Source organism: Mesorhizobium sp. M0968 (assembly GCF_040319065.1).
In the GTDB taxonomy this organism is placed as follows: domain Bacteria; phylum Pseudomonadota; class Alphaproteobacteria; order Rhizobiales; family Rhizobiaceae; genus Mesorhizobium.
In genome coordinates this window covers 1-19,486 of the sequence record NZ_JAMYNL010000044.1, presented here as the reverse complement: position 1 = coordinate 19,486, position 19,486 = coordinate 1, and the positions used below count along the sequence as shown (strand labels likewise).

Genomic DNA, 19,486 nt, shown 5'->3' with positions numbered 1-19,486 from the left:
TCGCGCGCGGCTCTACTAGTCCGAAAACCTCACGCTGACGTCGCGCTGCCGAAAATAGGCCTGCATCAACTTGCGGCCCGAGCGGTTGTTCTGCGCCAACTTGGTCGGATCGAACACCGCCTGTTTTATTCCTTCTCGGGTCAGCGCCGCCTTAAGCGTCGCGATATGTGCATCGATGTCGGCATTGTCCGCCCGGAGCGAGGCATAGATACTTTCGGTCGCCTGGGCCACGGTCGGTTCGCTCATAGGTGTCATCCTTTCGCTGGTTGAGCGGCGCCTTACCACAGATTCGCGGCGCCGCCGATACCGATGAGACCGTCAGTCGTTTCTACCGGCATAGCAGGTTCCTGGCGCGACCCAACCCCCAACTGGACGATGGAGATGTCTGCTTTCGGGCTACCGCAAAATTGGACTCCAGGTCCGAGTTGAAGCGCATTGCTGCCTTTCGCATCACGGATGATGAAGGTCTTCGTTGCGTCAAAGCGCGTGAACTTGACGACATCACGGTCTCAATCACCGCGGATAGAGATTTCAGTTTCGAACGGAAACGGGAAGCTGAAATAGCTGGCGGAATTGCCGGTGCAATGAAAGAATCAGCCCAGCGAACTTTCAGCTCCGTCCAGGCGAAAAGGACGGAATTCGGCATTTGCATGCGATCTCGACATTTCGGAAATACACGTCGAGGGTAATCGACCTCCGTGGCAATCGAGTCGAGGCTGAGATTGCTGCCGCTCGCGCAGGCGATCGTTCCGCAAAACAAAGTGAAAGAAGCGGGCCTCCCCTAGCTTTGCGGCGGGGATAATCCATCAGTTCACTCTTTGTTCTTTTCCGAAAACGGGTGGCGGGATATGGTCTGGCGTGTCCTTTAACTGATTCCTCAGGGAGGCAGCGCGCAGATGACCGTCCAGCTCATCAATACCATGCTGCAGGGGGACAGAATTCTCAATGAACCGATAATCAGCTGCCCAAGCTGCAAGACGGAAATCAAGCTCAATGAGTCGCTCGCGGCCCCTTTGATTGCCGCCACGCGTGAAGAATACGAAATGCGCCTGGCGCAGAGCAAGGCATCGATGGCTGCCAGAGAAGAGGAGCTCAAGCGCCAGCAGGCCGAGATCGTCGCCGCCAAAGAGGACATCGCCAACCAGGTGGCTGGGCAAATCAAGCTTGAGCGTGCCGGAATCGCGGTCGAGGAAGCCCGCAAGGCAAAATTGCTGCTTTCGGTAGACCTGGAGGACAAGGATAAGAAGCTTTGGCGCTGCGGGAAGAGCCGATGGTCGCCCGCTTCGACGAAGCTCCCGTGTTTCGAACGACTGCATCCAGTGCCCGCTCGATTGCACCCCTGCAGTTCGCATCGCGCTGTCGTCGAGGCGGCATTGAAAGCTGATTTCTTGCCAATCATAGCGCCGGAGCTTTCGCGGCGGAGTTTGAGCGCTGGAGATGAGGTGGAGTAGAAACTCTCTGATGCACACGCTTTGTTTAGGAGGGAGCAGAGGGTCGAGACGAAGACGGCAGAAATCAGAGATTTTTCGGGAGAGCAGTCTGGTATGCGAATGTTCAGTCATGCGGGTAGGCTATGTGGTTGTCGGCCATGGGGGTGATGGATCGCGCACATACCCGATTCTCGTCGCTTGGGAGCGTCGACGGCATGAAGCCTAACAAAAATGTCGTGACCGGTTGAACTGAGCTGGATCGAAAACGCCGCGCCCTCGATCTAAACCAGACAGTCGAACGCGTCGATTAAGATTGTCACAGTGCACTTCTGACATCCCAGCCTCCATCGCGCGCCCGCGCAATTCGGGTGGAGGTGCCAGACAGAAAGTTCGAAAGCTTCCAAGAAGCCCAGTTAATAGCCATTTGTAGAGCCCTACAGCGACCCATTGGGGACCGAAACCGAATAGCAGCTTTTGGACGTTCTGCCCGGAATAGCTGCCGTTCAGCCAAACAGCAGTGATTGACCGCTTTCGCCCATAAGCGACCCTTCCGCGCCAGATCAGTCGATGCTTGAAGCTGCCATTCGCTGCATGAAAGCGGCGTCGAGCATTGTCAGAAAGGCGCGCACCGCGGGGTTGGCGCGTCGGCTTGCCGGCCAGAGCACGGTGACGTTATTTCGCTCGACCGCGAACGTGGACAGCACTGGGACCAGTTCGCCGCCCTTCACATAGGGAGCCGCCATGAAGGAGGCGCCCATGCCTATCCCACCGCCGGCTGCCAGCATGATGAGCACGGCATCGCTGCCATCGGCGATCACACCGGAATTGGGCACGATCTCGATTTCACGGTCGCCAATCCGGAAGGGCCAGCGAAAGGTCTGGCCTGTGCTCTGATAGCGAAGATTGACGGTGTCGTGCCCTTCCAAGTGATCGGGATGGGTCGGGGTGCCGCGTTCCTCGATATAGGCTGGCGAGGCGAAGCAGCAAAGCCGATGGGGTGCGAGCTTGCGTGATAGTAGCCGGGTGTCAGCCAGATCACCGATGCGTACGGCGACATCGATCCCTTCCTCAATCATGTCCACGATCTGGTCACCCAGCCTGAGATCGACGACCAGGTTCGGGTGGAGCCGGCGGAAAGCCGGTAAAGCGGGAGCGATCACGTGGAGTCCGATCGGCAGCGACGCGGCGACGCGCAACGTGCCCGATGGTTCGGAGCGCGCGGTCATTGCCGCCTGCTCGATTTCCTCCGCCTCGCGTAGCAGACGCAGCGCGCGCTCATGCAGGTCGCGCCCTTCGGGCGTGAAGGTGAGCGAGCGCGTCGTACGGGTAAACAGCGACACCCCTAAATGCCGCTCGAGCCGCTGGATGCTCTTGCTGACCGCCGACGGGGAAATCGACAGCGCGCGCGCCGCTGCCGTGTAGCTGCCCAGCGATCCGGCACGCGCGAAGGCGATGATGCCAGTGAGCCGATCCAAAGCAATATGTTCCGCCATGGCATTACTTAAGCGCCATCGGCAACGATTATCAACCGGCAGTGATGCCGCTAGATTCGCTCCGACGATTGAGAGATTTGACCAATGAGCGACAAGATGAAGGCAGTCCGTCTGCACGCATTCGGTGGTCCCGAGGTGCTGGTGTACGAAGACGCGCCGAGGCCGGATGTGAAGCCCGGCGAGGTGCTTGTCCGCGTCCAGGCGGCAGGGCTTAATCCGCCCGACTGGTATCTGCGGGACGGCTATCGCGCACTGCCGCCAGAATGGCGACCCAACGCATCCTTCCCACTGATTCTTGGCACGGACGTGTCGGGCGTCATTGAAGCTGTTGGCGCCGACGTCGCTGAGTTCAGCATCGGCGACGAGGTCTATGCAATGGTTCGCTTTCCCGATGACCTAATGACGGGTAGCAATGCCTACGCGCATTATGTCAGTGTGCCGGCATCGCATGTTGCGTTGAAACCAGCCGGCATCGACCATATTCATGCGGCCGGCGCGCCGATGTCGCTTCTGACGGCATGGCAGTTCTTGATCGAACTTGGCCACGACGAGCCGAATCCGTTCCAGCCCTTCGGGCATGAGCCGGTGCCCCTCGACGGCAAGACGGTGCTCATCAACGGTGCCGGAGGCGGTGTCGGGCATCTGGCCGTCCAGTTGGCGAAATGGCGGGGCGCTCGCGTCATCGCGGTGGCATCGGCCAAGAACGAGGCGCTGATGCGCGATCTCGGCGTGGATCAGTTCATCGACTACAAGACAACCGGGGCGGAAGATGTCGTCCGAGACGTCGACCTTGTCCTCGACGCGGTGGGCGGCGCGGACATGGAGCGCTTCTTCCATGTTCTGAAGCCGGGTGGCGCGCTGTTCCTGGTCAACCCGCTGGGCTTCGCTGGTCACGAGGAGACAGAGAAGCTGGGGATCACGGTCTCAACTACACAGGTTCGATCCACTGGCGCGCAGTTGGCAAAAGCCGCCCACCTGCTCGACGACGGGATTGTGCGTGTCGTCATCGACAGCACATTCCCGCTGGCCGAGGCATCGCGCGCACATGAGCGCGCCGCCGACGGCAGTATTCAAGGCAAGATCGTGCTGGCCGTCTGATTTGTTGCTGTCAGCCGCCCGATCGTCGGAAGTGCAGACGGCCGAGCGGGATCCACCAAGGCAAGCCATGATGCTGATTGTTACCGGTTATATGTACGTCGAGCCCTCGTCGGTCGCCGAGTTTGTCCAGGATCTCCAGAACCTCGCCATCGCTACGCGGCAGCGGGACGGAAACTTTCCTATGACTCGGCTGTGGACGATCCGCTTGCCGGCCGCCTCCTGATCGCCGAACGATGGAGAGACCAGGCCGCACTCACTGCACATCTCCATGCTACCGACACGATGGCGTTCGTTGGTCGATGGGGCGACACCATTAGGGGTGAAATTCTCAAGTACGACGTCCTGAGCGAACGTGGCTTGATGGACGAGTAGCAAAGTACGCCGGCGAGCGTAGAGCGGCAGTCGGATCGTCTGCAGATCTGCGCTCGCAACCGGGGCACGTGGACGGCAGCTATCGACAGCGCTTCTCTTGTCCTGATAGCTGCCGGACCGTTCACCACACACGGCAGACCTTGCCGGCTCAGGAGCAGACGTTCGCCCCCTTCCAATGTTGAGCCTCCGCGTTGGAATTGAAAGTGCGGCCGGTCGAGTCGCGCCCCTCTCAGTGCTCAGACTGTCGCAACTCACCAAGCAGCGTCTTGGCCAAGCGCAGGTCGGGCGTCTCAAAGCCCTCCGTAAACCAGCCACAGACTGGCGACAGCGTGTCAAAGGCCCTCTGGGGTTCGCCACGCGCAGCCCAGAGCTGAGCGCGGGCAGTGCTAGCCCGCAGTTCAAGCATCTTTGCGCCCTGAGCGACGGCGATTTCGATTGCCTGCTTGAAGGCAGAATCGGCTTGACTGCGGGCCTGGTCACTAGGGTCAAGAAGCAATAGTTCGCCGCGCTCGCGTTCGAGCTCTGCATCGCACCAGCTCTCCAGAGTTCTCTCAGCGATCTGCGCCGCTTCGGCTACACATCTGAGCCCGGAGGCACGTCTTCCAGCCTTACGATGAATGGCGGCCAGCAGGCAAAGATAGTGCGGCATTCGTACGAGGGCCCCGGTCTTCTCGAATTCGACCAATGCCGCCTCATAAACCGCAAGCCCTTCTTCGAACGGGGCTTGCTCTGCTATGACCCATGCCCGCACTAGCGCGCTCCATGCCCCGTAGTAGTCGAACCGATACTCCTGGCAGAGTTCGCGCGCCTCCTCAGCGATCCTAAGCGCCGCCTCCGGCTCGCGTCGGAACTGATGCATCATTGCGAGGTAATCGAGCGCAATCGCCAAACTGAAGGGGTGTGCGAGTTCCCGTGCGATTGCGAGCCCTTCCTTGGCGGTTTGCAGGGCGCGGTCGGGAAAGCCGAGATGCCAGTCGCAATGGCCGATATATGAGCGGCTGAAAACACCCAAATTGATACCATATACCTCCGAATGAAAACGGCCGCGATAGTCGCCAACTTCCATGCTTTGCTGAATCCAATCGCGAGCGGCCTGAAATGTGCCGAGATGGAATGTCGGTGCTCCGGCGAAATAGTAAGCTTCGACGAGCACAGCAGGGTCACCAATTCGACGCGCAAGGGCGATCGCCTCGTCGATCAACTGCGGAACTTCGCGGAAATTTGCGCGCACGTGATAGACATATCCAAGCCCTCGTATCGCGGTGAAGAGATCCGCGTCGTTGCCAAGCTCCCGGCTCAATTGCTGGGCGCGTTGGTAGACTGCCTCAGCTTCGTTTGATGCAAACCCCTTAGTGGCCAGCAATGGGCCGCCGAGCGCCAGTTGCAGTGACAGCTCCAATTGCGCATGCAGTTCGTCGATAGGTAGCGACGCAAGGCTTGCGAGCCCCGATCGCAGATGTGCGATTGCTTCCACGTTAGCCGAGCGGGCGGCCGCCAAACGGCCCGCCAGCAACCAGTATCCGACCGCCTTCTCAAGGAGTCCTGCCTCCTGGAAGTGATGGGCGACGAGCTCGGGCCTAGCCTCGATCGTTTGCGGAAAATCTCTTTCAAGCGCGTTGGCAATCCTCGCATGCAATTGCTGGCGGCGCCGGCGCAGCAAGCTTTGATAAGCAGCGTCACGCACCAGCGCATGCCTGAAAATGTAGGTTGCCGCCGGCGGAACACCGCGGCGAAAAACCAGCTCCGCCGCGACCAAACGATCCAGCGCAGTTGTCAACTCGGCCCCCGGCAGTGGGACAACCGTCGCGAGCAGCTCGTGCTCGAACTCTCGGCCAATACAGGCACCGATCTGGGCTACTTCTTTCACTGAGGAGAGCCGGTCGATACGCGCCATTAGTGAGTCGTGCAGCGTTGCAGGTATCGCCAGCAGCGGGAGGGGGCCGTCGAGAACGTAGCGATCGCCAGCATCCCGGAGCAATCCGGATTCGAGCACGACTTTAGTCAGTTCCTCGGTGAAGAGCGGTACGCCCTCCGTCCGCGCCAAGATCTGGTCGAGCACTTCCCGAGGGAGCGCTTTGCCGCCAGTGACCCTCTCGACAAGCGATCGGGCTTGCGCTTGCGCCAGACGGTTCAGCGTAAGCAGCATGACATGTGGGAAACCAATCCAGGGTGGCGGCACGTCGGGGCGAAACGTCGCGACGAACAGCACCGGCAGACGCTGAAGGCGCTCGACCATTTGATCGAAAAGCTCCCGCGAAGTCGGATCTAGCCAGTGCACGTCTTCCAGCATCACCAGCACCGGGCCGCCCGCTGTCAGCCGCTCGATCTGCGCGAGAAAAGCCCGGAAAAGAAGCCCCTTCCTCTCCAGCGGCGCCATCGCCGCCAGTACGTGCCCCGAGCCGTTCGCAATTCCGAGCAAGTCAGCAAAGAGCGCCACTGACAGGGTCGGCTCTGTAGCCGTTTCCTGCAGCAGCGATTTAAGCTTTTCGAGCCTTACCTCTGAGGCATCATCTGGCGAAAATCCCAATGCTCGCTCGAGCTGCGTAACAAACGGGAAGAGCGCGCTGTTCGTATGGTGCGGCGAGCAAGCATAGCTAAGCGATGCCTTCGACTCTCCCTGCAGCCGTTCGCGCAGCGCAAGAACTAGCCGCGACTTGCCGATGCCCGGCTCGCCTGAAATGAGCGCCACCTGCCCGGCCCCCTCCTTTACTTGCCGCCAGCGCGACAGCACGAGGTCAAGCTCCTCTGCGCGGCCGACGAGCGGGGTGAGCTGCGTGCCGTGCAGCGCTTCAAATCGACTTTCCGCCCGTCCCTCGCCGATCACTCTCCAGGCCGGCACTGGTTGGGAGAAGCCCTTGAGCGCCGATGGGGTTAAGGAAACGAGTTCGAACAAGTCGCCGAGAAGCCGCCGGGTGGTGTCGGCGATTATCACAGCGCCGGGCTCGGCCAAACTCTGAAGCCGCGCCGCGAGATTGGGCGTCTCGCCCGCTATGCCTCGCTCCTGCGCCTCGCCTGCGCCGACAAGGTCCCCGACCACCACCAGCCCGGTAGCAATGCCAACACGCGCGCTGAGATGATCGCCCACCGCCATCAGTTCTGAAACGCCCTCGACCAGCGCGAGCCCTGCCCGCACCGCCCGCTGAGCGTCGTTCTCATGGGCCTGCGGGTAGCCAAAATAGATGAGCGCGCCATCGCCCAGGTTCTTGGCCAAGAATCCCCCGTGCCGCCCGGCGACGTCCCCGACGCGTGCGTGATAAACCTGCAGCAATTCCTGCAAGTCCTCAGGGTCGAGCCGGGCGGAGAGAGCCGTCGATCCAACGAGGTCACAAAACATCACCGTGAGGTGTCGTCGCTCTGCCTGATCGGGGATCTTTGGGCCTGCCGCCACGGGCCGCACTGCCTCGAGCGCGCTAACCGCGTCAAGGATCTTCCGCCGGTGGCCGACCGCCGAAACACCAATCTCCTTCAGGTCGTCCGCCGTTAGGCGGGGCAAGACATCGAGGTCGATCCCGTTGTCACGAAACGCCTGCTCATAAGACTGCAGGCCGAGGTCGCGTAGCCATTGTCCGATGTCCAAGTCGCCTCCGTGCGCCCTCCGCTAGACGGTTCGAATGCAGTCCGTCGTCTGCTACGCTTGCGGCGTGACGTTCTGGTTCAGCCGGAAGAGATTGTCCGGATCGTATTTGGCCTTCAGTGACGCTAAGCGCACGTGATTGCCGCCGTAAGCCCCCGCTATTCTGTCTGTTTCATCTTCCGGCATGAAATTGACGTAGACACCACCGGTCGCGTCCGGCGCGGTCGCCGCAAAGAGTTCGCGAGCCCATTTGATGGACGCCTTTTCGTCGCTGCGGTCTCGCCACCTTGTGTGTACATTCATCACAAAGTTAGCATCGCGATGAGGATAAGCGCTTGCGTCAGTGGCCACGCGGCTGCTGGCGCCGCCGAGTTGGGCGATGAAGATCTCGCATTCCCCCGTGGGCAACGTCCAGACCGCCTCGACCACTGTGTCAAGCAGTCCGTAGCTGAGAGCGGAGAAGTTGTGTGACTTCCAGTAATTGAAGGCCCCAGGTGTGAGCAGCGGATCGAATGCAGACTGCCACGCTGCGTAGGGCTGCACGCCGATCACGTCAGCGATCGGCTCGCCGAGCGCACGAAGCGGCGCCAACGCGCTCTCCGCCTTCCCTGGATCGCCAGCGTAGCAAACGGCGAAGACCAGTATCTCCTTACCATGTACCTCGGCCGGCAGGAACGGCAGGGGCGGCGCTTTGCGCAATACCACCCAGACGGTGAGGTCGTCGGGAGCGGCCGCCGCCACCTTGCTATAGCCGGCCAGAAGCTCCCGAGCGCGGGCAAATGGGTGAACGATTAGTCCCGACGTTAGATCGGGACCGACCGGATGCAGTTTGAACTCGAACGATGTTACCACTCCGAAATTGCCGCCACCACCGCGAATGGCCCAGAAAAGGTCGCCGTTCTCCGCCGCGCTTGCCTGAACGAGAGCGCCGTCAGCGGTTACCACATCCGCGGAGATCAGATTGTCTACCGTGAATCCGAATTTACGACTCAGCCACCCGAAGCCGCCGCCAAGTGTGAGCCCGGCGACCCCGTCGTCGAGTTGATGCCCAGCGGCGTAGCAAGACCGAAGGCCTGCGCCTCCTTGTCGAACTCAGCGAGCGTAACGCCCGGCTCCACTCGCGCCGTTCGGTTTTTCGGATCGACACGGACGGAGCGCATTGGCGACAAGTCGATCAAGAGACCCCTCTCGCAGACCGCATTTCCGGCAATGTTGTGGCCTCCGCCGCGCACCGCGACAAGTAAACCGTTGTCGCGGGCGAGGCGCACTGCCTGGATCACGTCACTTGCGCCGTGGCAGCGCACTACCGCGCTTGGCCGCCGGTCGATCATGGCATTCCAGATCGTACGCGCCTCGTGGTAACCGGCTTCGTCTTTCAGGCATAAGGTGCCACGAAGCTGCGGTCGTAGCGCTATTAGAGTTTCGGTTGAAAGGGCGACCGTCCCCCCCTTTAGGTTGGTGAATTGAACCTCGGTCATGCAGCCACCCCTCCCCATACTCAATGAGCGCGTGAGCCGGGTGGCCCCCTTCTCATCTGTTCTTTCGCGAATAGTATCGGAAATGGCATCAGCACGCGAATCGATATGTCTGGGAAGAATGTAATGTCTGCGGTGGTCAAAGCAGGCCAGCCACGTCGAGCGGGCCAAAGGGCGTGATGATTGCTCCCCCGAAGAACCGCTTCTCTTGGTCGTCGGCGACGCGGACACAGTGACGGGGCACGGGCGCGGTCGTCATCGAACGCCTTCAGGAGGCCGAGACCAATCGCGGTCTGTTGGGCGACGGCCTGCACGAGCTCATCGATCTCCTCGGGGTTGAGGTTCTCGCCATCGGTCTCCGGTCGAGGGCCTAGAGGAAAGGGTCGCGCGGAGGATTGGCGAGGCCCCAGCGCGACATCACTGCCCATCCCTTCACCCGCTTGGATTGCGACGTCGTTCGCAGGCCGGGGCGCACCCTCTTTGCACGCGCACACCTCTGATTTGGTCTCGGCGGTCTTCATCGGGCCGGCATACCCCCACGCGTCGCGTTGCTCTTCTGATGGGAGCCCTTGGCTTCTCCGATCGCCAGTTCACCGGGCCGAGCGCAGATCCAGTCGGGCATCTCGGCTTGCGAACGCGGCTTGCGACTGATCTGCCAGCTCGGCGAGAGATGGAAATGGTCGCCATCGATCGCAGCGGACCAGACGAAATCACGATGCACTTGCAGGTAGGGATGCGCGAAGAAGCGGCCGAACAGTTCCGAGAGGAGCGGCGCACTTCCGTGCCGCTACCAACCTGTTCAGACTCCAATGAGGGCAGAACCGCTCGCCGTCCCCAGGCCCTCACGGACGAACGCGGATGATCGTCTTCCCCGTGCGTCGCTCGGTCGAGTTGAATGCGGCGACGGCGTCATCGAGGGTCGAGACGTTGCCGATGTTTGCCCGTAGCCGCCCGTCCCGCACCCGCTGGACGATCTCACTCAGTTGGGCACGATCGGACTCGACAACGAAGTCGATCGCCAAGCCGTCGGCGGGCCGCACCTCGACCGACCCGACAATGGACACCAGCGTTCCTCCAGATCGAACCAGGCCCGCGGACCGCTTCCCGATGTCGCCGCCGATGATATCGAACACCAGATCGACGCCGCCGACGTCTTCCAGGGCGTCGTTCTCGAGGTCGACGAACTCCTTCACGCCGAAGTCGAGCGCCTTCTGACGGTCGGCAGAGCGTCCGGTGCCAATGACGTAGGCGCCGGCCTCTCGTGCGAGTAGCGTTACCATCGAACCGACTGCGCCGGCCGCACCGTGCACGAGGACGCTCTGCCCCGCCTGAAGGCGGCCGTGCTGAAACAGTCCCTGCCACGCAGTCAGGCCCGAGATTGGCAGGCTCGCGCCCACCGTGAAGTCGACGTCGCCCGGCAGTGGCCCGAGGTTGCGTGCTTCCATGGCTACATACTCCGCCAGGGTGCCGTCACGATACCAGTCCGCGAGGCCGAAGACCCGCTGCCCGACCGACAGCCCCGTGGTGCCATAGCCGAGGGCGGTGACCACACCGGCCAACTCGTGCCCGGGGATCGATGGCGTCCGCTCACGATCGACACGATCGGTCCAGGTCGAGGGCCACGTCAGCTCAGTCGGAACAAACCCTGACGCATGAACCTGAACGATGACGTCGTTTATCGCTGCCTGCGGCTCGGGCCGCTTGGCCAGCTTCATCCCGGCCGTTCCCGCGGCCCGATCCGTTACTACGATTGCCTTCATCGGAATTGTCTCCTCGCTCATTTGTCACGCGTCATGGCCCAGTAGATATGTCCGGCTCTGGTCATGAAACAGGACCAAGATTGGCGGGAATGATGGTACCATTGCGCAGCCGATGTACGTAGGCCCAAGGCAGACACTAACCAGTGGCCCCTCGATCAATGTAGACGTTGACGGGTGGAGCATCTGGTCCCCGTCGTGCGGAACGGGCCGATTGTTTGAACTGACGCGGCCATTTTTCGTCCACCCTATCGTTCCGGCATTCCTGCCTGGCGCAGGCTCTCAATGTGCGGCGCAAGGCGCGAGTGGTGGGCGTGATGCTAGACTAGCCGCGTTCGATACACGGATGGTGACGCCTGGTGACAATGGCGCGGTAGCGGGCCGGTTGCCGCTCGGCCCCCTTGCGCCGACCGAGGCGGATGAGCGCATTCGGCGACCGGCAGGTGCGCTCCGGCATAGCCGAGCCCCGACGCGGCACGCCTCCGAGACCTCCCCACATCTGCCGGTCTGCTCGTCTACTCGCGTGGCAGGCTAAGGGGGAAGAAGAATGAGCGGGGGCCGGTGCGCACGCCGCCCAGGCCGTCCTGAATCCAGGTGGTGCACTGTCCGCAGATGATGTTGGAGGCGACGCCGCGATAGGGAACGAAGGCGCCTCCCGATCCGGAGATGACGGTGCCTTCGGCATGCGTGTGTTCGAGTATGGAAACAATGTAACCCTGCGACTTGATCCAGGCTTCGGTCGCCGGCAGGAAGCCGGCACGAGATGTCGCGACGGCGATGCTGCCATCGCGTCCGACCGCTACGGCGATGGTTTGCTGGGTGGTCTTGGCGCTTTCCAGCGCCTCGACGTTTCTCATGATCGAGACGAGCTTGGCGTCTTCTGCGGCAAAGGCGGAAATCTCCGCCCAGCCGCGGATGTTCCAGATCAGCGGCAGGACTAGCGCAACGCGGCCGACGGTCTTACTCTCATCGTTTGAATCGCCGCCCGTCTCCTGATGCACCGCCGCGCGCAAATCCGCCTTGCCGCCCGAGACGGTGCGCACGCCATCGACCAGCCCGAGCGGATCGGCCTGGTCGATAAGGCCGTTGATGATGCCGTTCAGCATCTCGTTCCTTGTATGGTTGATCGTGAAGAAGGAATTGTCCGTGAAGGGAATGTGGATGGGCTGGTCATTGTCGATCGCCGCATTGAGGGCCGTATTGCCGTCGAGCGGCAGCACACCTGCGGCTCCCGCATGAGTCGCCTGGGATCCAGCGGTGGGGGGCGGTGTCGGAGGAGCGGGCGGTGGCGGTGGCGGTGGCGTGCCATTGATATAGGCCGGATCCATATGCACGACGCCATTGGCGTCGGTATAGGGGTCGAGGCCGTTGCGATCGAGATTGCCGATCGGATTGCCCGCAGCATAGGCGTAGGCATTGCCGTCGGGATCTAGCGCGTGAACCGACAAGGGGTCGGGGCTGAGGAACCGGCCGAGATAGGGAGAATAGAACCGGGTCCCAAAGTCGAGAAGTCCAGACTCGGGATCCTCGGTCTTGCCGATGAAGCGGCGCGTATTGCGGTAGGATCCCCAGCGCTGCGGACGATAATCGCTGTCGGTCGCGCCAAACGGCAAATAGGTGGTCCGCTCGACGACCTCGCTCGTCCCACCATCGATGGTCACGGTGGGTGAACCGAGCGCGTCCGGGATGTGGAAGAAGACGTGCAGCTGCTGCGCGGAGGAGAGCTTTGGCAAACTACCAACGGCGTCGTAGCGGATCGAGGCGATATTTGAGAGGCGCACCTCTTCATTGTCCGCGCCGATCTGGAAGTCGTCGGACAGAACTGTGGCACCGCTGATGTGCAAGGTCCCCAGCGGATCGAGATCGTAGTGTGTGGCCCCAGTCCTGGGGGCCAGTCCGGAAAGAACGCGCTGGCCCAGGCTGTAGCCATTGCGGCGGTCCCATGTCGGCGTATCGTCGGGGACACCCGACCCGAGGAGCGGGATGCCGCCAGGCAGGAAGTCCCAGCGGCGTGAGCGTTCGAGTTGACCCACTTCGTCCCAATCGAAGGCGAAGAGGTGGGAGCACGTGACGACCGTCGACGCACAGTCGCTTCGGCGCGTCACATACAATCGCGTGACATTTCCCGACCGGTCGTACTGCGCGGACGTCGCCGCGGCCTCGGTCAGCTGGTCGGAGACCGCGGCGGGCGTACCGAGAGTTGTGGCGCCCAGCGATCGGTCGAACGGAAGGTTGAGATCGTCGGTCGATTTGCTGAGATTGCCCTGCGCATCGAACGCAAAGCTCAGTAATTTGGCGCGGCTGGCCGCCTTGCGCGTTGGGAACTGGAACGCGCTTTCACCCGCCTCCTCGGCACCGAATGGATTGCTCCAGCTTCCTCCGCTTGTGTAGGCGATACCAGCGGACAACAGGCGCCCCAGATCATCGTACGCGTATTGTCGGAAGCGTTGCGGGTCGGCACCGCTGGGCCAGATGGACGCGCTCAGATCGTCAATGGCAGTGGGCCGGTTCAGCACATCGAACGAATAGACGTGGTGCAACAGATCAGTCTGCGTCGTCGTGCCATCAGGCTGGCTGTAGTCCCCGGGCGGCCGCATCCAGATGAACGGCGCGGATCGGGAGACGGCATAGTCGGAAAGCCGTCCGATGGGGTCGTACTGGAACTTCGCCTCGGTCGTGGCGATATCGCCATAACGCAGATGCGTGATCATATCGGTCGGCGCCCATTCGATATTGTCCAGAATGGTGCCGAATGAGCTACCTATGGTAGAGATCAAACCCCGCGGGAGATGAGCGAAGGTGAACCGGCTCGTCCCGCCCACCGACAGCTCCGGCGTCCGAGCGCCGGTGGTGATCATCGTCAACCGCTCGCCCAGATCATAGTCGGAGCGCTGCAGGAAGGGCAGCGAGTACGTGCCCGCCGGTGCGCCGGGAACGGCCAGCGCGCGGCTCAGGCTGCGCAACCGGCTGCGATTGTCGTAGCCCATGCGCGAGCGCGCGCCGCGGTCGCGGATTTCGGTGAGCTTGCCGAGGGCCAGTCCGGTCGCGGATTGGAAGGTCCCGTCGGACGCGACGGGCACGGGATACTGATCGTATGTGTAGGCGACCTCGAAGCCGTCACTGGAGGTGCCGGTGACCGGCGAATAGGGCGCATGCTGCCTTTCGCAGGGTGAATAATCCTCACCCCTGAGCCGGCCGAGACGATCATAGAACAGATTTTCGCCGCAGCCACGCGCGTCGCTGGTGCCGACCAGCCGCCCCGTATCGTCCCAACCATAGGTGAAGGCACCGCTGTTGGGATTGCTCTGCCGAACGAGCCGGCCCAGCGTATCGAACTCACGCGTGGTGATGGTGCGTAGGCTTCCGCCGCTGCCGCGCGCGACGGCTGTCTCCTCGCCGGTCGCCGTGTAGGTCAGCTCCGTCTCGATGGACGCCGATCCCTGCTGCTCGAGCGACTTGACGATTCGCCCGAACCCATCGTGCTCGATGAGAGTTCGTCCGTCCGTGCCGGCGATCTGCGCAGCATTGGAGATAATGGTCTCATAGGGTTCATAAGCGTAGCGCAGCACGCGGTCGCCATTTCGAAACACCGCGTCCAGCCGGCCGTATGAATCCTCGAACGTCTCGAGTTTCAGCGTGCCGCTGGCCGGGCTCAGCGTGAATGTGCCGGGAACAGCGAGGATCGTGGCGACATTGGAGAGGAACGGCTGATAGCGCGTCGCGATGCGCCCCGACCCGTTCCGCTGCACCCAGTCCCTCACCAGCAGCGAGTTCGTGTCGATAAGCTGAATCTTGGCGATGTGTTCCCCAAGGGCATTGACAACGTCGACGGCCCCCAGCGTGTCGGTCCCGACATGCTGAAGCGTCGAGACCATGCTGAACGCCTTGTTGTCGGCATAGGTGAAGTTGAAGGTTTCGACCGTCTGACCGGCGGACGCGCCATCGGGAAGCGGCAACTCGACCTTTTGAGGACGACCGAACGTCTCGTAGATGATCGACGTGGTTTCCCCGGCCGGTCCCACTGAGCGAGACAACAAGCCGAAGGCGCGTTCATAGGCCGTGATCTGTTCAAGCGCCCTGCCTTCGCATCCGGCGTAATACTGCCGGGCGGTAGCAACGAACTGGCGGAAGGGCGTGTCATAGGCATAGCCGGTGCACCCACCGGGGTCGCCCGGCAATTGCTGGCGCACCAGACCGCCATAAGTTTGGTCGTAGCTGCTGGTGAGCAGCCGATGCCAGCCGGCGCCCGTCGTAAGGCCAGTGGGCAACGGAGCGACCGCCGCGCCATTGACATGATGGCGATTGAGCTGCGGGTAGGCGGCATTGAGCCAGCCTTCGATGGAGGCGATATCGCCCTGCGACGTGTAGCCGATCCGCTTCTTGCGGAGGGTCTGGTAGCCGTGATCCTGCGCCTTGTCGGTAGTGGTGGTGATCGCTTCGTCAAAGCAGATCCAAAGCTCCCGGTCGCAGCGCATCGGCCCGGGAATATCGCCGCCACTGCCGCTGGGGCTGCCATGCCAGGTGACGAGGACCGGATCAGGGCCGGCGGGGCTGCTGACGCCGGTGTTCACGCCGTCGCGCACCCGGCCAAGCCGCCGGCTCTTGATCAGATTCCCAAGATTGTCGTAGCTCGCCGTTTCGGCAACGGGGACGACGCCGTTCTGCGTCGCCGAGTGCACGCGAACATCGCCGCCGCCTCCCTGTTCCTCTAGCCCGGGACCGAACGGGCCCTTGGGCGTATAGACGCGTGTCTCGCGCCCGACGAGGAACGCCGTTCGCACGTCGCGCTCGCGGTCCCGTTGGAACAGAACGCGGTTCTCGTAGGACATGTCGGTGGAGGAGAGCACCTCCTGCGGCTTGTAGGGATCGGTGCCCGCAACAATACGTTCGATGCGGATCGGCAGGCCGGTGCGCGGTCCCTCGGGATCGTTGTCGCTGCCACCAAGGCATTGCTGCGTGATAGTCGGCTGTTGGCAGGGGCCAAACCAATAGGTCGTACGGGTGACGGCATATTCGTCGCCAGTCTGCACGTCGACCTGGCGGAAGCCGAGGAACGAACGCGTCCAGCTGTCATAGGCAGGATCGCGATAGGTGTAGACCTTGCGTCTGCTGAAGCGGATCGGATCGGCAACCGTCTCGGTCGGCGCCACGTCATTGTGCGTGCGAATCGTGTCGACGACCAAAGCCGGCGTCGGCACGACAGTCTTCCATGGCGTGCTGGCGCGCGCCATCAACTGCGCCAGACTCGCATACTTGATGTCGGTGATTGCACCGACGCCATTGCTGACCCGGGTGAGCAAACCGAGGCGGGGCGAGCCGAAATCGCTTATGGAGAGGATGGGCTCAAACTGCGTGACCGCAGCGCCGGCCGGCGTCATCAGCACCATCTCGTCGACGCCATTGCCATCCATGTCGGCAAAATCGACGCGGTGAGCCCCAAAGAGCGTCGAGCCATGAACGTCATCCACCATCCGGCTGACGACGCAGGGCACCGGGGCCGGCGCGGTGGCGCAGCGGAAGGTGTGGCCATCGACGTTGATCCAGAGCTGAACCAAGCCCGACAGCTGCGGATTGGTGTCGTCGCGAAACATCACGACATCGGCAAGACCATCGCCGTTGACGTCGCGGAGGTAGCGCTCGAAGCGCGGGTTCCAGGCTACACCTGTGACGTTCCACGGCGCCGCGTCGGGTGTGGTTGCAAAATATTCGTCTCCGCTGCAGCCCAGCGGCTCGCGCGCGGGGTCGCAGCGGAAATTGCCGCGTCCGTCGCCCGGCCTGACCACAAGCGGACCGACCGGCGGGAAATACGCCAGGTCGGTGAGGCCATCGGCGTTCACGTCGGTGTAGAAGAACCGCGTTCCAGCCGGGGCGCGAGTGCTCGGAACGAGGGCGTTGTTATTGCCTGGTGAGACGAACGGCACCTGGGCCGGTCCGGCACCGCCCCCGGCAAAGCGTTCGCCCTCTGCGTACTGGCGCGTATAGAGGGGTGTCGTATTGTCGAGATATCCGTTGAAGGTCGAGCCGGTGGCGCTGCCCAGCTGATCGACGAGACCGTCGCCGTCGATATCGGCGAACCAGCGCGGTCCGCTGACCCCATCCTCCTTGCCCAGTATGCCCGTATTCTTCGGCCACGCCTGTAGATCGAACGATCCAGGCTCCCAACGCCAGCCGGGCGTCGTATCCGGCTTGTCGCAAAACGCCGCCTCGGCCGGCACGCGTGTGGCTCGGAACGGCCGGAAGCTGGCTTCGCCGCCTCCCCAAATGAGCGGGCTGTCGCCGAAATTGCCGAGGATCGTCGGCGCGCCCTGTCCGGCAAGGAAGCTGGCGAGGCGCGGCCTGTTGGACGGTGGAAGGCCTTCGCGGATGAACCACGGCAATGTGCCGCGCGCCCCACCGCCCCCATCCATGCATTGATAAGTGAACTCGGGTTGAATCGACGTACTGGTGTTGAGCCAGCCCATCATCGGGCGCGTGCTTCGGATGACACGTTCGCTGGTGGCGTTGACACATTCGAGTTGCGACGGCAGACCATTGGTGGGGAACCGGACGCGAACATACCCGGCCTTACCGAAGCACACCGCTTCGGCCTCCCAGCTTTGTACGAGGTCGGGCAATCCATCGCGGTTGAAATCCACAACCGCAGCGCTGTTGATATAGGGCAGAACGCCGTTTCGCTGGGCGATGCCGGGATCGGCGCCGTTCACTTTCGAAATGGTGCCGCCGAAGCTACCGGGATTATAGCCGGGATTATCGGTCGAGGTGCCGCCATAGGCGTCGCCTCCCGGCTTTTGGTAGGTGAAGGTGGTGAGTGGCAGATAGGGACAGTTGATCAGCCGGGGGAGATCGCCGTCGTCCGTCTCCCGATAGCCGCAGCGCCCCTGCATCCCGATGGCTTGCAGGAACGAATGCTGGAACAGCGGCGCCTGCTCGCTATACTGGAGCGGTACGGTACGCGGTTGCATGTAGACGAGATTGTAGAGCCGGATGACGTCGCGCGTTCCTGTGGCGTCCCAGCTAGCACTGGTGACGCCGACCGCCGACAAGTTCAGGTCGGGGGTGGACTTGAGGCGACTCGCATATGAGATGGTCCTGAAATCGGGGATTGTCCAGCCGAGTTGGGTGTGATGCGCGAAGTGGCGGACATCGAGCGTTCCGTCGGCGCGCGGCGTGTCCCAGATGTCGGTGAGGTAGAGCAAGCCGCGCTTGCCATAAACCCGCCAGCGATAGACGACCGCGTTCTGGGGGCGCGCCGCCTCGAATTGGCGCACGAGGCGCCAGCGCACAATGGTGTTGCCATCGGTCTCGTAGGCGGCGCCCGCGAGATTGGCCATGTGCAATGGCCGTCCGAACTCCTGGATGACGCCGCCCTTGAGCTGGACACGCCAGGTCGCCCGATCGGGACTGAGGAAGTAGCGACTGAAGCTGCGGTCGTTCTGCTCGCGATAGTAGATCCAACCCGCACCTCCGGGTTGTGCCCAACTCGGGATCAGCAAGTCGGGTTCGCATGGGGGAACATCGACATTTGGACCACCGGTCGTACAGATCGCGACGAGCGGCCGGCCATCGATCGCGAAGCGCTCTCGCGATGCGGCGCCGCCGCTGCCTCTCTCGGGCCAGCCCGACAGAGGCCGGTTTTCGATCTTGGGTACATCGAGCCCCCAGGCAAAGCCCGCCTCCGCGTCGCCGGCCGAAGAGCGATAGGTGATCGACAAGCGCGGCTGAGCGAGTCCGCGCGCCTGCGGCAACTCGAAACTGTAGGTGTAATTGAGCGTTCCGCGGGCACTATCGACACTGGCATCGTTCCCCGGCGTCGTGAACACGCCCGTTGCCGGTCCAGTGAAGCTCGCGACCGGGTCGGCGAAGGCGACGCCGGCTGTTGAAAACGTAAGGAGAAGACCGAAACCGTAACCGACTAGAGGACGAAAGCGAATAAAATTTATTGAAAACAGCATCGCAAGGTCTCCGCACGCCCTAGCAAAGCCCTTCCGGCTGACACGGTCAACTGTATCGGACTTTTCAACAATATCGGCGCGAAGCTGACAGGCGTTTAGGGACCGGAACCGGAATATCGGGCTTCTAAAGCCGATGGCAGAAAGCGGATACGCTGTGGCGGCATTTGAGGGCACGTTCCTGCTCTTGATTATTGCCTGTGAGCTGTGCGCGAAAATCGGGAATGGAAGGGCCGGAGGCAGGAAGCACGGCCTCAGGCCGAGGCGCTAATCAAGCGCGTCGGCAATGATCCCGAAAAGCTCAAAACGGCGGCAGCGAAACTAAAGAATTAGTCGGG

General features: G+C 62.3%; 7 protein-coding genes and 1 pseudogene. 2 read left to right on the top strand and 6 right to left on the bottom strand.

Annotated elements, in window-relative coordinates; translation table 11 throughout:
- Positions 1-15: 15 nt before the first annotated feature.
- Positions 16-246 carry a hypothetical protein gene (locus tag NKH67_RS32060; protein ID WP_353032773.1) on the bottom strand — a complete coding sequence of 77 codons (231 nt, stop codon included), beginning with the start codon at positions 244-246 and terminating at the stop codon, positions 16-18.
- 650 nt (positions 247-896) lie between these two features.
- On the opposite strand from NKH67_RS32060, the gene NKH67_RS32055 reads away from it, so the two are divergent.
- On the top strand, positions 897-1,451 hold the full coding sequence (locus NKH67_RS32055; RefSeq protein WP_353032771.1) for a hypothetical protein: 555 nt from the start codon (positions 897-899) through the stop codon (positions 1,449-1,451).
- Positions 1,452-1,990: 539 nt separating this feature from the next.
- Here NKH67_RS32055 and NKH67_RS32050 read toward each other — a convergent pair.
- On the bottom strand, positions 1,991-2,923 hold the full coding sequence (locus tag NKH67_RS32050) for a LysR family transcriptional regulator (protein WP_353032769.1): 933 nt from the start codon (positions 2,921-2,923) through the stop codon (positions 1,991-1,993).
- Positions 2,924-3,007: 84 nt separating this feature from the next.
- Here NKH67_RS32050 and NKH67_RS32045 point away from each other — a divergent pair, with 84 nt between their 5' ends.
- Positions 3,008-4,021: an NADP-dependent oxidoreductase gene (locus tag NKH67_RS32045; RefSeq protein ID WP_353032767.1), complete on the top strand. Its 1,014-nt coding sequence runs from the start codon at positions 3,008-3,010 to the stop codon at positions 4,019-4,021.
- A 601-nt stretch (positions 4,022-4,622) separates the two neighbouring features.
- Here the strand turns inward: NKH67_RS32045 and NKH67_RS32040 are convergent.
- The 4 genes and pseudogenes from NKH67_RS32040 to NKH67_RS32025 all read right to left on the bottom strand — a co-directional run bounded on the left by NKH67_RS32040 (position 4,623) and on the right by NKH67_RS32025 (position 18,944).
- On the bottom strand, positions 4,623-7,970 hold the full coding sequence (locus NKH67_RS32040) for an AAA family ATPase (protein WP_353032765.1): 3,348 nt from the start codon (positions 7,968-7,970) through the stop codon (positions 4,623-4,625).
- A gap of 51 nt (positions 7,971-8,021) precedes the next feature.
- Positions 8,022-9,445, bottom strand: a pseudogene (locus tag NKH67_RS32035) (FAD-binding oxidoreductase).
- Positions 9,446-10,284: 839 nt separating this feature from the next.
- Positions 10,285-11,202, bottom strand: a complete 918-nt coding sequence (locus NKH67_RS32030) for an NADP-dependent oxidoreductase (protein ID WP_353032763.1) — start codon at positions 11,200-11,202, stop codon at positions 10,285-10,287.
- 512 nt (positions 11,203-11,714) lie between these two features.
- The gene (locus NKH67_RS32025) at positions 11,715-18,944 is read right to left on the bottom strand and encodes an RHS repeat-associated core domain-containing protein (RefSeq protein WP_353032761.1); all 7,230 of its coding nucleotides are present in this window, start codon (positions 18,942-18,944) and stop codon (positions 11,715-11,717) included.
- Positions 18,945-19,486: the final 542 nt, after the last annotated feature.

Coding starts and splice junctions, on each gene's coding strand:
- NKH67_RS32060 (WP_353032773.1), bottom strand. CDS start 246: ATGAGCGAACCGACCGTGGCCCAGGCGACCGAAAGTATCTATGCCTCG.
- NKH67_RS32055 (WP_353032771.1), top strand. CDS start 897: ATGACCGTCCAGCTCATCAATACCATGCTGCAGGGGGACAGAATTCTC.
- NKH67_RS32050 (WP_353032769.1), bottom strand. CDS start 2,923: ATGGCGGAACATATTGCTTTGGATCGGCTCACTGGCATCATCGCCTTC.
- NKH67_RS32045 (WP_353032767.1), top strand. CDS start 3,008: ATGAGCGACAAGATGAAGGCAGTCCGTCTGCACGCATTCGGTGGTCCC.
- NKH67_RS32030 (WP_353032763.1), bottom strand. CDS start 11,202: ATGAAGGCAATCGTAGTAACGGATCGGGCCGCGGGAACGGCCGGGATG.